Genomic DNA, 15,560 nt, shown 5'->3' on the forward strand with positions numbered 1-15,560 from the left:
AAGTAATAGTTTATATATAGATATGAAAAATTTGTCGGAAGAATTACAAAGAGAAAAACAAGCACCAAATAAAGAAATCAATATCGTAACAGCAAAAAAAGAGCAAGGTAAAGAGCAAAATAAAACAATATCCCAAAGCTATAAGTCTTCTATATCAACCCCTATATCTCATGTTGATAAGCTTAATAAAAGTAAAGAGAGTGGGCAACAGTCAGGGCATAGTAAATAATGATTTATATGATAATATAGTTGCGAATTTTTAAGAAGTTTGATAACTTGGTTCATTATATCAAATAACTTAATAATGAGTATTATATGGCAGAGATTATAACTAATATAAATGATACTATTGAAAAAATTAAAAAAAACGATGAAGTAACTGAGATATCAGCTGCAGTAAAAGGTAAAATAGTTGATATAAAAAACGTAGATAGTAGATTAGATACTTTGAATAAAAATATTTTTACTCTAGACCCTATTCAACAATATTTACAATCTGAAGAATATATCACTAGTACGCTTGAAGTACTTGCCAGTAAAATTATTAGTGAAGTTGTAGAAAATAAAGATGTACAAAAATTAGTCGATAACCTGCATATCAATTTAGGACAAGATACAAAACTAATACCTAGTACAGCAGATAAGTTAAAGTTTGATGTCGCAAGGGCTGAAGCAGCACTTAAGGGTTTTGTACTTCCTCTAAATAAAGGAGGACCTTTTGACGAATTATCATTTATGGGTATAGAAGATGAAGAAGAAATCTTTGCTGGTCCTATAAGAGCAACTAAAGAAGCATTAATAGCCGTAAGCGGAAATTCTATACCTAAAGAGCAATATGCACAGGCTGTAAAAGATAAAGCTATAGAAATCTTAAAACAAGATCCTAAAAACACTCCGGAAAAACTTGAGAAATATGAAAAATTTATTATTCAAGGAGATAAAAATCAGAAATTTAATGAAGATAGTAAGCAGTTTATCCCAAGAGTAAATCAATTATCTCAAGCGGAATTTAAGGAATTACAAAAGGCAGCCACTTATACGGTACAGCAGATTAGTAGTAGATTAGAAAAAAATAATAAAATTAGTAAGCAATTAGAAGAAACTATTATACTTACTAACTCATCAGGTATAAAGAATCCTGAATTAATAATAAGGGAATTAAATAAGTTAGATTCTACTTATCTAACTGAAAATAGTACTAAAGTAGCCACTGAATTAAAAGATATTAATGATAGAGGTACTTCTTTATGGGAAAAATTTAAACAGATATTTACAGGTAGAAACTATTTGGAAGAAAGATTAGGAAAAGTTGTAGATAAATATATTACTCTAAGTGATGGATATGTAGTGAAGATAATTAATGATAAAATCTTTTCAAATGCTTTAACAAATCCTGAAATAGCTGAAGGTCTAACAAAATTTTTGAATGAAAATAAAGATAAAGCAGCAACTAATCCTGAATTTAAAAATTTAATTCCTGTTAAGGGTGAGGCTATTATAGTTCAACCGCAAGAAGTTAATAATTTTAATTTAGCGGAACTCAGAAAAATCAATCCAATAGCATTTGATAAAACCATATTTGAAGATTTAATAAAACTAAGAAGTTCTAATATAAAACCTCCGCAAACTACTCCTGGTACTTCTACTAAAAATCAAGAAGCAGTAAGAAGTAAGGGTTAAATTTTAATATAATTTGGAAAGTCTATGTTATTGTGAGAAAGTCGTGTTGCGTGGATACCAAGTCGTCATTGCGAGGAAATTACGAAGTAATTGACGAAGCAATCCAGTAAAAAATTCTTATTTACAGAATTTTTTTAATTATTTCCTGGATTGCCGCGTCGCTTCGCTCCTCGCAATGACGACTTGGTATCTACGCAACAATGCCTTGCGAGCAGCCATAGGCTGCGTGGCAATCTCGTAAAATATCCTGAGATTGCTTCGTCGAAACTTACAGTTTCTTCTCGCAATGACGATATTTATTTTTAGTGAGTAATGCTTGGTGGAACGGTTAAATACTCCTCTTTCCATAATTCATTATAGAGAATAGGGGCGATATTACCGCCTGAGATTAGTACTAGTAATTTTTGAGGTTTGGATTGTGTTTTTAACCAATTTACCACTGAAACCATATTTATACTACTTGACGGCTCGCATATAACTTTAAGTAAATGAGTAAGCCACGCCGTCCAGTAATATATTTCATATTCTTCTGCTAAATAAAAATGATCAAGTTTTTTCAGATATTCAAATGTACGAGCTGATACACTTAAGGTTTTAAGACCGTCTGCGATGGTAGTCGGTGCGTCATCAAATCTATATATCTTATTATTTTTAACCGATAAATAAGCATCATTAGCCGTAAACGGTTCTGAACCTATTAACAAGCTTGTCGGTGATATTAATTCCTTGGCAAGATATGAGCCGGAAATTAAACCTCCGCCGCCGCAAGAGGCAAAAATAGCATCAGGACTAAAGCCTAGCTGCTGTAATGCTTCATAACATAACGTGCCTGCTCCTGCTATTGTAGAATCACTATCGGAAGGATGCATATAGTAAAATCCTTGCTTTTCATCTTCTTTTGCTTTTTCTTCCGCTTCTTGTCGAGTATATGTATATATAACTTCACCGCCGTAATAAAGAGCTGCTTGCTGTTTTACTTTTGAAGTATTTAACGGTAAATAAATCCTTGTTTTAATACCGAATAATTTACTTGCATAAGCAAGACCAATCCCATGGTTACCCGTACTATAACCGACTATTTTATCAGGTAATTTTCCTTGCTCTTTTAATTCTAATAAATGATTTAACACTCCTCTAACTTTAAATGCACCGGTTTTTTGTAATGATTCAACCTTAAAAAAAATCTCATGACCGAGCATCTCATTTAAGCTTTCAGAGTGAACGATCGGAGTTAAATGTAGATATTGTTTTATTCTATTATGTGCAGTAGCTACATTTTGAGAAGATTGTAGGAATAAATTCATAAATATAATTAATAAAGATGGCTTGAAATCGCATTTATACTATATTATATAGTTAATAATTAGAAATTTTAAAAGGTTTTAATTGATGAATAAAAAATCCCTGCCGCTTATGGCATTACGAGATATGGTAGTATTCCCGGGAGTAATTGCTCCTATTTTCGTGGGTAGACAAAAATCGCTGCAAGCGTTATCTCATACTACCGTTTCTGAGGAAGATAATAGTAAATATATTTTAGTAACTTTACAGAAAAAATTTGATCAAGAAAACCCTAGTAAACATGAACTTTATAACACAGCTATACTTGCCAAGATTATCCAAATAGTGAAGTTGCCTAATAATACGGCAAAAATCTTAATAGAAGCAGTAGCAAGAGTAAAGCTAAGCAATATCAAAGGCGAAGAAGCTTTTGAAGCAAATTATGAAATTATTCCGGATGAAGAAATATTTGACGTTAATAACATGCGTTCATTAGTGGATAATGCAGTACAATTATTTAGTAAATATGCGATTAATAATAAGAAAGTTAATGCGGAAATTATTGAAACTATCAATAAAGAAATAAGTAATAGCACTAATTTTATAAATATTATAAATATATTAGCTTCACATCTGATAACTTCACTTGAGGCAAAGCAGCATTTATTAGAAGAAACTAGTCCTTTTAAGCGTATCACTACGGTTATTAGTACGCTTACTTCCAATATAGTAAATTCAGAAACCGAGCAGGCATTGCAGCAAAGAGTAAGAAAGCAAATCGAAAAAACGCAGCGTGATTATTATCTGCACGAACAAATGAAAGCTATTCAAAAGGAGCTTGATGAAGATAAATCGGAACTTGCCGATATTGAGAAAAAAATTAAAAGTTTAAAATTATCTAAAGAAGTTAAAGAGAAAGCAGAATCAGAGCTTAAAAAACTCAGTAGTATGAATCAAATGTCGGCAGAGTCGGGAGTGACGCGTAATTATCTTGAGACTTTGCTAAGTTTGCCTTGGGGTAAGTATGATAATAGCAAAATAGATATTAACCAAGCAGAGAAAATTTTAAATCGTGACCATTTTGGACTCGAAAAAGTTAAAGAACGAATTATAGAATATTTAGCGGTATTACAGCGTTCAAGTAAAATTAGAGGACCTATATTATGTTTGATAGGTCCGCCAGGGGTCGGTAAAACTTCACTTGTAAAATCTATTGCCGAAGGAATGGGCAGAAAATACACTAAATTTGCTCTCGGCGGTGTTAGAGACGAAGCAGAAATCAGAGGGCATAGAAAAACTTACCTTGGATCAATGCCCGGTAAAATTTTAGGTCAACTTAAGAAAGTTAAGACTAGTAATCCAGTAATGCTGCTTGATGAAATCGATAAAATGAGTTCTGATTTTAGAGGTGATCCGGCATCCGCTTTACTTGAGGTATTAGACCCTGAGCAGAATAGTCACTTTGTTGATCATTATCTAGAAGTAGAATATGATCTATCAAATGTAATATTTATTGCTACTGCTAACTCTCATGATTTACCTAGAGCTTTAAGTGATAGAATGGAAAAAATATATATTTCCGGTTATGTAGAGGAAGAAAAACTCCAAATCGCCAAAAATTATTTAGTGCCGAAACAATTTAAAATGCATAAAATTAAGAAAGATGAAATTACTATATCCGAGACGGCAATTTTAGATTTAATTAGATATTATACCAAGGAATCAGGTGTAAGAGCTTTAGAACGTGAAATAGGGGCATTAACTAGAAAAGCATTAAAGCAAATTTTAGCAGATAAAACAGTTAAGCATATTGCCATAGATAGTAATAATCTTGAAGAATTTTTAGGGGCTAAAAAATATAATTTCGGGCTTGCCGAGAAAGAAGATCAAATAGGTAGTACTACAGGACTTGCTTATACTGAAGTAGGAGGAGAGCTTTTAACTATAGAGGCTTTAACATTTCCAGGGAAAGGTGAAATAAAGACCACCGGAAAACTTGGTGATGTTATGAAAGAATCGGCAATGGCTGCCTATAGTTGTTTTAGAAGCAGAGCAACAAATTTTGGATTAAAATACGACAATTATAAAGATTTTGATATTCACATTCACGTACCGGCCGGCGCTATTCCAAAGGATGGACCGTCTGCTGGTTGTGCTTTGTTTACTACTATTGTTTCGTTAATGACTAAAATACCCGTACACCGCACTGTAGCAATGACCGGTGAAATTACTTTAAGAGGAAATGTTTTACCTATCGGTGGTCTTAAGGAGAAGTTACTTGCTGCGAGTAGGGGAGGGATTAAAACCGTATTAATTCCTGAGAAGAATGTTAAAGACTTAAAAGATATACCGTCGAATATAAAAGAAAGCCTAGAAATTATATCCGTGTCAAATATCGACCAAGTACTTAAGCATGCTTTGGTAGAAACGCCGATAAATAAATATAAAACGCCTTGCTCTTTTCCAAATTAAACTTCGTCTATCTGCTTTTCATTTACTAGAAGTATATAGTACCGGATAATTTTTAAAAACCCTCGATGTCATTCCTGCGAAAGCAGGAATTCAGTAACCTTTAATGTCATCCCGTGGCTTGACCACGGGATCTCGTATCGCAGACTAAGTCCTAAGATACCGCGATCAAGTCGCGGTATGACACCAAAGAAACTTGGATTCCCGCTTTCGCAGGAACGACATTGGTATTCACGCGGGCAATGCCTTCTCGCAATTACGGAAAAACCGAGCCATGCAATAACACCGCAATCTTTCGACTGTGGTTCAATCCATAAAATTTATTACTTTCTTATAAATAATCCCAAAAATCTATTGTTGTAAAAAAGTTGCTACAAATTATTAATCATTACTAATTATTAATTAAAATTAACTTTATCTATATAAAATATATTAAGATTTTTTAACTAATTACTAATATTTATTAAAAAATAATTAATGTATTGGGGTTAATATTAATGAAAAAATCAAAAATATTAAGAAAATTTTTAGCAACGGCATCATTATGCGGAACATTATTCACTAGCTCTAATGCCACAGGAGCAACAATTCCTAATCTCGGTAGCGTAAGCTTGAGTACCGGTGCCGGTCTTGTAGGAGGAGTATTTCATAACGGCGATATTATTCAAATAGCGGTTGGAGGGCTTGGAATTAAAATATCGGCAGATAAAGCAAATGCTGTTGTTGGCGGGATAAATACATTAATAGCACTACCTGCTTTTGGTGGGGTTGAGGTAAGTCAAAATGTATCAATAGGTCCTCTTAGTGCAACAGTAGGGCTTACTCCTAATTTCGGTCCTCTTAAATTTATTAATAATAATGTTACGTCAATTATTACCGGAGTCGGTAATCAAACATTTAGTAATATAGATTTCGCCGGTAAGAATTCTACTTTACAAATTAATAACGGTTTAAATATTACAACTCAGATAGATAATACGGTAGCCGGAAATAACGGTACAATAACTTTTGCAGGTACAGGGACTATATCAAATAATATAGGCTTAACTAATTCTTTTTCTCAAATAAATGTAGGCAATGGGGAAGCACAGATTTATATGCCTGGAGCAGGTAATAGCATAATTAATGCTGCAAATATAAATCTTACTAACAATAACTCTATACTTACTCTTTTTGACGGTAATGTAACAACGTTAACGGGTAATATAAATAATACTACCGGAGTTGACGGTCAAGGGATACTAAATCTAGCTCATGATTTAGCCAGTGATAATATATAGGCGATATAGGTAATATAGGCTCATTAGCCGCAGTAAATGTTTTACTTGGGTCGGCCAACACTTAATTCTACAATATTAAAAGCTGCTAATATTAATTTACAAAGTAATACATCCATACTTAATTTAGATGACGACATAATTGTTACGGGTAATATAAACGGTGCTAACGGAGTAAACGGTACATTAAATTTTATAGGGAATGCTACACTTAACGGAAATATAAATAATTTAAATATACTTCAGTGTAGTGGAGGTAACGGTAAGATTCTTGATTTACAAGGTAATACTACAGTAAATAGTATTGTTTTTGCAGATAGTGTTTTAGCTTCGGGAACTATAAGTGTTAACGGTCTATTAGATGTAGGAGGTATTACTTTTAATAATAGTAATCTAGCGGCGGTACTTTATAATAATAAATACCAAAAATACAATCAATGTTGCATTATTAAACGCTATAAAAGCAAAAATACAAATAAATGCTAATTTAACAATCAATGATCCAAGTGCCGGAGATATAGGTGATATTAGAATAGCGGATAATACGACATATACAATAGATGCAGCAAATGGGAATGTAAATTTGCTAAATAACGGTGCTAAGATAATATTTGAAGGACCAAATTCAGAATTAGATTTAGTGAATACTAGTAACATAAATGATAGGCAATTTACCTTATATAATAATTTAGACAAATCCGGTAATGATGAATATGGAATAGTGAGAATAGGAGCAACCACAAAAGACCTAACTATAGCAAATAACGGTGGTCCTTATACTATAGGACAAGATAATACGCATCGCCTTAAGGAGTTTATAGTAGACGGAGCAGGTAATATCGTAGTGGATAATACGGTGTTTACGAAGTTATTGAGCATGAACAGTACGGGGCAGGTAACATTTAATCAAGCTTTAGATTTAGGTGCAGGCGGTAATATTGCCTTTGGAAAAGATGGTACACTAGTAGTAAACGGTGTAACCGGTTCAGTTACGACTTCTGCAAACAATCAAGGGACACTCACCATCAATAGCGGTAATATTAACGGTACGATAGGTAGCAATGGAAGTAGCTTGAAACTTGTAAATATCGGAGCAAATCCTGTTACGTTCTCAGCTAATGTATTTGCACCGGTAGCTTTGACTAATGCAGGTTCTGCTTTAACTTTAGCAGACGGTGTTACGCTAACCGGAGCAGTAACAACAAATAATAATACAAAAGGTATATTATCGCTTGGAATAGGAAGTAACGTGACCGGTCAGATCGGGGCAAATGGAGCAGCTCTTGAGAAAATAAATATCGGAGCCGGAGCTAGTAGCCTTGGTAGTAATATATATGTATATGCCGGCTCTACGGTATTAACAGATCAAACATCGGTGTTATAAACAATAATGTAGTTGTTAACGGAAATATAACTACTACTGCCGGAAACGATAGCGGTAAGTTAATATTTGCAGGCGATGGCAGCGTGATAGGTAACGTAGAAGCAAATGGAGCAGCGTTAGAAGAAGTAGTATTTAACGGTGTAGATAATATAGGCGGTACAGCAAATGGAGCATTTTACTGTAGCAAATATAGCAGCAAATGCAACGGTTACGGGACCTATGACCGGTGACTTAGTATATAATGCAGCAGGAAAAGTAACCACCGCCACCGGAGGACTTACAGGAAATATTGATTTTCAAAATAATGCGGGTACATTTAATTTAGGGGCGGGTAGCACACTTACTGGAACGGTAACTAGTACCGGCGGTGTAAATGGAACGTTAAATGTTTTAGATGCCGGTATAATTACCGGTGATATAGATAACCTAAATATATTAGAGTTTAGCGGTAGTACAGGTACAACGCTTGATTTACAAGGTAATACCACGGTAAATAGTATTATCTTTACAAATAATGCTGCAGCTTCAGGAACTATAAATGTAGGAGGCGAGTTAACTCTTGGTAGTCTTACTTTTAATGCTAATGCAGTAGGAGATGTTTTAGTAATAAATGCTCCAAGTACGATTAATGGAGCAATATTAAATGGTTTAAAAGGAAAGATAGAAATAAAAGCAAATTTAACAATTAACGATCCAAGTGCGGGTAGTGTAAACGAGATTGATATAGCTGATAATACAACTTATACGATTGATGCTAAAAACGGTAATGTAGATTTATTAGCAAATGGTGCAAAGATAATATTTGAAGGAGCTGATTCAGAGTTAGATTTAATAAATACTAGTAATGTAAATGATAGAACATTTACCTTGCATAATAATCTGAATCCATCGAATGTTCAGGATGAGTTTGGGATAGTAAGAATAGGAGCAACCAAAAAAGATCTAACTATAGCAAGTAACGGTGGTCCGTTTACTATTTGAGTTAGGTGATGGTGCTACGATTGATGGATCAGTTTTAGGTACTGGAGGAGTTGCCGATACATTGAATTTTATAGGTGACGGGAATGTAACTCAAAATATAGGTACGGATGCTGCAAATAGCCCTGCTACCATAAATATCCAAGGCGATAATACAAAAAACGTAACTATAGCAAATGATATATTTGTAGATAATATTAATTTTACAAACGGTGGAGTATTACAGCTTAGCGGAAATCTAACCACTCCTAATATTGATTTCGGAGCGAACGGTGGTACTTTAGAATTTAACGGTAATAATACATATAACTTAAATGCTGTTATAGCAAACGGACAAAACGGGATATTAAACGTTTTCACTACCTTGAAATCTACTGATGCAAGTATCGGTACGGTTAAAACGATTAATATAGGACAGGTAGGAACTCCACAAAACTTTACTGTTCAAGTTAATAACGGAAATTTAGCTCTTTTAAGTAGCCCAAATAGTAGCATTAATTTTGGTGATGCAGATTCACAATTAATATTATCTGCACCGATAGACCAGACTGTTACATTTGCTAATAGCTTAAACGGTATAAAAACCGGTGGCGGTATTGTTACTTTAGACGGTAACGGTAATAATTTAACTGTAAGCAGCAATAACGGTGCAACATTCGGTACTGTAGGTAATGAGCTAGCTAGTTTGAATATCAAAGGGAAAATTACTGTCACTAATAATTTGTAAGATTGCAAATATAAGTATCGGTGAAGTGGCCGGCAGTGCTACCTATGCTTTAGATGCTATAAACGGTGATTTTGACTTAAATACCGGCGGTATGGTATTTGAACATCAAGATTCAGTATTAGAACTTAAAAATAGTTCAAATGCTAATGACCGTACTATAACATTAACAGCTGCTTTAGATCCCGGTAATGATCAATTCGGTATAGTTAACCTAACCACAGATACTAACAAATTAACTATAGATAATAACGGTAATGCGGCTTATACGCTTGGTACTGTAAACCATAGGCTAAAACAATTAACTTTTTCTAGTATCGGTAATGGTGCTATAGCTTTAAACGTCGGAATCAATGTTGAAAATATTGCTTTGAACGTTAATGATATAGAGCTTGGTGTAGTTAATGCAAATGTTCTTTTTAACAAGAATACAACATATACGGCAACAGGTGACATAAACGGTAACGTAGACTTCCAAGGTAATGCAGGTGTAATAAATCTTGCTAACAGTGTAACAATTGACGGTAGCGTTACAAGTACCGGTAATGTGAACGGTACATTAAATTGGGGCGGAGCAGGTGAAGTTACCGGTTTAATCACTAATATAGCAATGCTGAAAGCAGGTGCAGGTGATGTATCGCCATCTGCCGGCGGTAATTATTCTATTACCGAAATTCAAGGTAACGGTAATAACGATTTAACCTTTGCTGCTAATTCAAACTTAACCGGCGGTATTAATACTAGCGGTGGACAGGCTTTAAATTTAGTGTTTACAAATGGCGGTAGCGTTAGCGGTTCTGTCGGTTCAAATGCAGCAGTCGGTGATATTACGGTACAAGCAGGAACGGTAAATTTTGGCAGTACCGTTAAAAGCGGTAATGTTATCTTATCGAACGGTGCTACGATGCAGGTTAATAATAACGTAACTGCTACTGATATCTCAGGTGAAAATGCTAATGACGGTACTTTAAAACTAAATAATCCTGCACCTATTAATATAACCGGTACGCTTGGCAATAATAATACTATAGGTACAATAGAAGTTGCAAATAATGATGCTACCGTTATAGGCGGGCTAAAAGCACAAAATATTAACTTCTCAAATGCAGCTCAGGCAGCTACCTTAACTTTAGGTGCAGCAGCACAAGTTACTAATATTACTACAGCAGGAAATAATATTCACACTTTAGCAGTAACGGATTTTGATACCGGTAACGGTGTTATAGGAACTGCAAATAACAGATTAAAAGCAATAGAGTTAACAGGTAATGGCACAGTTACGGTTAACTCTAAGAATTTTTATTCAGGAATTACCACCGCAAATAACGGACAAGGTAACGTAAAGCTAAATATAGACGGCGGGATTGTTTATGATTTAGGTAGTAAGCTAGGCAGTTTAGCAAGCGTACAAGTTAGTGGAAATAGTACGATTAAAGGTGATGTATATTCTAAAGATATTAATATTGATGCAGGTAAAAATATAGATTTTGATAGAGGTAATAATAACGCGAATCCAAAAAATTTAGCCGTACCCGGGGCTATAAGTAGATTTAGACGTATTACCTCGTTCTCTCTCACTATTTACTTACTTAACAGACATTAAAGCAGATAATTTAAATTTTGCAGATGCTACGACCACGACAAATTTCAAAGATGCAGTTTTAATAGATGCACTGATTAATAACGGCGGTACTTTAAAATTCAATGAAAATGTTTGGTTAAAACAAGAAATTACAAACGCAAAAAGCATAGAAATTGCCTCTAATAAATTCATGTTACTTGAGAAAAATATTAAAGCAAGCACTTTAATTGCCGATGAGGCAAATTTAGTATTGTTAAATAATTTAGAAATGAACACTAATTTGAATGTTAGAGACGTTGTATTAGATGTCGCTACTTATGAGCTAAAATATACAGGAAATGTTACGCATAACGGTCTACTTACCATTATTACTCATTTTGATACGGCATTACAAAAAGGCGGTCATATATTAGTCGGTAACGGGGCTAATGTCGATATGTCCGGTTTAGATAATTTAATAGTTAAAATTAAATCACGATCCGATATCACTAAAATCACCTCAAATACTAAACACCAAGTAGTAGCACTTGAAGCAGGTGCAACATTTACTCCTGCACCTCAAGCTAAAGTCACTATTGATGCAAGCAGTGAACAAAACAGATTTGTAAAATGGGTCAGTGATGCAAATGGTCTTGTATTGCTTGCAAATACCGATAATGGAGGCGGAGACGGTGGTGATGGAGGAGATAACGGAGGAGGTGATAATGGCGGTGGTGACGGAGGCAATGGCGGCGGTAATGGAGGAGGTGGTTCCGGTGGAGGCGGCAATTCCGGCGGCGGTGGTGTCGTCCCTATTTTTGATCCATCTCCTATCCTAGATGATACTAAAAACAACCAGGTAGCTTCCGGTATAGCAAATCAGCTTATTAATAATGTTAAAGATTTTGGTAATACTACTGATGCAGGTAAATTATTAAATGACTTAGGTTTGATGTCGCCGAGTAGAGTTTCTGAGACCTTAGATAGACTTGGTCACAGGACAAATACTAATGGAATTAACGAAGGAGTGGGAGAGTTTAGCGGTATAGAGATTGAGGATTTATTAACCGATATAGCAATAAATATAGATAACCTTACTTCTGAAGGGATTGGCAATAGGTTAGAAGAATTAGGCGATGAAAATACTTTAAGTGGTCTAAATGAACCGAATTCATCTCTTAAAAATAATAATCAGAATCGAAGAAGACGTTCTACTACTAATCAGGCAGCAGTTGCGGCAGGTGATGAAGATACTATCGGGACAGGCATTTGGGGCATACCATTCTATGGCAAAGCAACGCAAAAATCTAAAAACGGTTCAAGTGGTTATAAATCTAATACCGGAGGCGGTATAATCGGTTTTGACTATAATATTGATAATTCATAGTTATTGGGGCTGCTTATACTATGGCCGATAGTAAAGTACGGCACAAAAACGATAAAAACGGCGATAGAACCAAAGCTAAAAGCACTATATATTCTATCTATGGGCTTTATAATTGGCTTACTAATAACTTCTTTGTTGAAGCTATAGGTTCATATGGTAGAAATAAAGTCAAAAATTACGAAAAGCGTATAACTTCTACTAGTGATCAAACCGCAATCGGTAAATTTACTAATACTTTTTATAGTGGTGAATTACTCGGCGGGTATAACTATCTAATGAGTTAAGAATCTATACCTTAAATGTCTCATCTGACCACTATAACGCCAATGCTTGGGATTCGTTATGCTACATTTAAAAATAATAGTTATAAAGAAAACAGTACTACTTTCCAAAATTTATCTATAAGAAAAAATTCCTATAATAAATTTGAAACTATATTAGGTTTAAAAGGTGTAACTAATTATTTAGTACAAGATATAATAGTAAAACCTGAATTACACGGGTTTATAAATTATAACTTTAAAGGTAAATTACCGAATATCGATGCACGTCTAGACGGTATAGACGGACCGCTTACAACAATTAGATTTAAACCTGCAAAGATAACCTATAATTTAGGCGGCGGTATTTCTACTAAATATAATATGATGGAATTCGGTATTAGATATAATTTATCTCTTGCGAAGAAATATATGGCAAATCAAGGGTCCTTAAAGATTAAAGTGAATCTATAGTAATCTAAACGAGCAAAGTATCTTAAAAACTGAGAATAGCAAAAACTCTTGAATTGACTTAAATACATTAGTAATTTAATATCACAATCGGAATGGCTGTAAAGCTGTTCTGGGGCTTGACAACTCCTAAATAACAAGTGGTAATCATCTGCCATTAATTGATGTAACCCTCAATCGTATGATCGGGGGAGTGATAACGTATGTTCAGAGTTTAAAATTGAAATATTATTTTAAGCTTAAAGGTTATCATGACTGTTCTTGTTAGCGGTTTGTCAACCCCCGATCACCATTGGTTTTAATTCAACTTTTTGGTGGTCAAACTTGAATTATTTAAGTTTAATCAGGGGTTGTAACCGTTATGCACGACAAAACTATAGCAGAAAGAATAGCTATTATTGAGCCATATTTAGATTTTATCATTAAAGATAAAGACTTATTACGTGAAATTTATCCGAATGGAATGGGTAGGGTAAATATAGAATTTATTTTAGCCTGGAAACCTTACAACACATATGCTTATTATAAGTTAATCCGTACTTTATTCAAATTGCCATGCCGAAAAATTGTACTTATAATTGATAGAAATTTATTAAAATCATCTCTAGGCTTATTTCGTTCGATTATTCTCGGTACTTTATCATATTTAAATTTAGTTAAAATTTTTATCTATGATGAGAATGAGTTTATATTGTTAGGTGCTGTGAGGAAAATTTAAAGGGTAGGGCAAATTGCCCCCTGCCTTACTTAATTAATTTGTGTTGCATCATATCCCATACTCATTAGTCCGGCTAAAATAAGCTTCTCATCATTATTATTAATTAGCTTCGTAGATTAAATCAGAGCTTAGCTTACTATCTACGGCAGCTTGTAGTAATTTCGTATGATTCAAAAGTGGTTTGTCGTAAATTATTTCTTTTACTGCCCATGTTGTTATTTTATTCATCTCTTTATTAAGGTGTTGCAATATAAGTTCCTCAACTTCCTCTTCTATATCTATAAGTTTGCCTTTTGTAATTCTTCCTGTAGTAAGTTCTTTCATAATAGCCGTTATTTTTTCTATATCAGACACATTTGTTAATGTCGGTACTTTTTTCATTATTATATTTATAGTATTTTGCATTTCACTTTTATTGCTTGTGGCAATAGTATTATCTTTCTGTAATTTAATATTTATCTCTGCTACTATTTGTTGGAATATATTTAACTTATCTATACATATATGGTTATCTGTTACTGTCTGCTGTTGCATTATTTCGTCAATTTCCTCTTCCAAATCCATTAGCATCCCTTTAGTAATTTTATTACTCTTTATAATGTTTTGCATACTCTTAACTATATTTTCTAAATTAATGTTATTTTCCTCTAACTTTTTTATTTTATTAAGTATATTATTTTGTATTATATCTTTCTCGTTTTCCCTAATATTACTGGCATTTCCTAATTTATTAATCATTTCTACTAGTAAACTGTAAATATTTTCTTCTTGAATATTATCTAGTTTGTTCATAAGTAAATCACATATATTTTTAAAACCATTTTTAGTAGCTAAGCTTAATGCAGTTTCGCCTTGATTATTAACATGATTAATAGCATGATCGGTCATTTTAGATATTAACAGCTGGCAAACTTTTTCTAAGCCTCTATGAATAGCCAGAATTAATGTCGTTATGTTGCTGTATTCAATAACGTGGTTAATAGCATAATCGCTCATTTTAGGGATAAGTAGCTCACAAACTTTTTCTAAACTTTGAGACACAGCAACACTTAAAGCTGTATAGCCGATATTATTAATCTGATTAATAGCTTCTTTGGACATGTATGGACCTACCCGATAATGCAAGAAAAAAATAATATATAACAGCAAAAAAATCGAATGCAGTCATGTATCCGGCTTATAGTTAATAAATCACTTTAAATTTACCCTATAGCCCTGATGGAATTCGCTGGCTTACAAACTATATTACTTATCATTTTGTCGACTTCTAAAGAGTCATTGTCCAGTTCAGTTTTTTTGTAAGCTAAGGTTCGTCTTATTTACCATCAATATTATCATTCTTTCGCATATTCCGGATTAGAATCTATTAA

At 33.7% G+C, this 15,560-nt stretch carries 7 protein-coding genes and 1 pseudogene; 5 read left to right on the forward strand and 3 right to left on the reverse strand.

Going from position 1 to position 15,560, the window contains the following annotated elements; translation table 11 throughout:
• Nucleotides 1–22 precede the first annotated feature (22 nt).
• Together BN1174_RS07395 and BN1174_RS07400 are read left to right on the forward strand one after the other, a co-directional pair.
• A complete protein-coding gene (locus BN1174_RS07395; protein WP_231555854.1) occupies nt 23–229 on the forward strand; it encodes a hypothetical protein in 207 nt (68 codons plus the stop codon).
• An 86-nt stretch (nt 230–315) separates the two neighbouring features.
• Entirely contained in the window at nt 316–1,680 is a 1,365-nt protein-coding gene (locus tag BN1174_RS07400; protein ID WP_040257720.1) for a hypothetical protein, read from the forward strand.
• Nucleotides 1,681–1,814: 134 nt separating this feature from the next.
• Here the strand turns inward: BN1174_RS07400 and BN1174_RS10385 are convergent, their stop codons facing one another.
• Both BN1174_RS10385 and BN1174_RS07405 read right to left on the reverse strand, forming a co-directional pair.
• A complete protein-coding gene (locus tag BN1174_RS10385) occupies nt 1,815–1,967 on the reverse strand; it encodes a hypothetical protein (RefSeq protein ID WP_156138547.1) in 153 nt (50 codons plus the stop codon).
• Between the two features lie 15 nt (nt 1,968–1,982).
• Nucleotides 1,983–2,984, reverse strand: coding sequence for a serine/threonine dehydratase (locus BN1174_RS07405; protein WP_040257722.1), 1,002 nt, complete (start codon nt 2,982–2,984; stop codon nt 1,983–1,985).
• Between the two features lie 85 nt (nt 2,985–3,069).
• Here BN1174_RS07405 and lon point away from each other — a divergent pair, with 85 nt between their 5' ends.
• The 3 genes and pseudogenes from lon (at nt 3,070) to BN1174_RS07445 (ending at nt 14,190) form a co-directional block, all read left to right on the forward strand.
• Nucleotides 3,070–5,433: an endopeptidase La gene (gene lon / locus BN1174_RS07410; protein WP_040257724.1), complete on the forward strand. Its 2,364-nt coding sequence runs from the start codon at nt 3,070–3,072 to the stop codon at nt 5,431–5,433.
• A 494-nt stretch (nt 5,434–5,927) separates the two neighbouring features.
• Nucleotides 5,928–13,475 (forward strand): annotated as a pseudogene (locus BN1174_RS12805) (autotransporter domain-containing protein).
• A 358-nt stretch (nt 13,476–13,833) separates the two neighbouring features.
• Nucleotides 13,834–14,190 carry a hypothetical protein gene (locus tag BN1174_RS07445; RefSeq protein ID WP_052454759.1) on the forward strand — a complete coding sequence of 119 codons (357 nt, stop codon included), beginning with the start codon at nt 13,834–13,836 and terminating at the stop codon, nt 14,188–14,190.
• A gap of 99 nt (nt 14,191–14,289) precedes the next feature.
• Here BN1174_RS07445 and BN1174_RS10400 read toward each other — a convergent pair whose 3' ends face one another.
• The gene (locus BN1174_RS10400; RefSeq protein WP_156138549.1) at nt 14,290–15,291 is read right to left on the reverse strand and encodes an ankyrin repeat domain-containing protein; all 1,002 of its coding nucleotides are present in this window, start codon (nt 15,289–15,291) and stop codon (nt 14,290–14,292) included.
• Nucleotides 15,292–15,560: the final 269 nt, after the last annotated feature.

The sequence above is a fragment of the Rickettsia hoogstraalii genome (assembly GCF_000825685.1).
GTDB classification, from domain to species: domain Bacteria; phylum Pseudomonadota; class Alphaproteobacteria; order Rickettsiales; family Rickettsiaceae; genus Rickettsia; species Rickettsia hoogstraalii.

Excerpts from the sequence above, each read along its gene's own strand:
- BN1174_RS07395 (WP_231555854.1), top strand. The coding sequence starts at position 23 with ATGAAAAATTTGTCGGAAGAATTACAAAGAGAAAAACAAGCACCAAAT.
- BN1174_RS07400 (WP_040257720.1), top strand. The coding sequence starts at position 316 with ATGGCAGAGATTATAACTAATATAAATGATACTATTGAAAAAATTAAA.
- BN1174_RS07405 (WP_040257722.1), bottom strand. The coding sequence starts at position 2,984 with ATGAATTTATTCCTACAATCTTCTCAAAATGTAGCTACTGCACATAAT.
- lon (WP_040257724.1), top strand. The coding sequence starts at position 3,070 with ATGAATAAAAAATCCCTGCCGCTTATGGCATTACGAGATATGGTAGTA.
- BN1174_RS07445 (WP_052454759.1), top strand. The coding sequence starts at position 13,834 with ATGCACGACAAAACTATAGCAGAAAGAATAGCTATTATTGAGCCATAT.
- BN1174_RS10400 (WP_156138549.1), bottom strand. The coding sequence starts at position 15,291 with ATGTCCAAAGAAGCTATTAATCAGATTAATAATATCGGCTATACAGCT.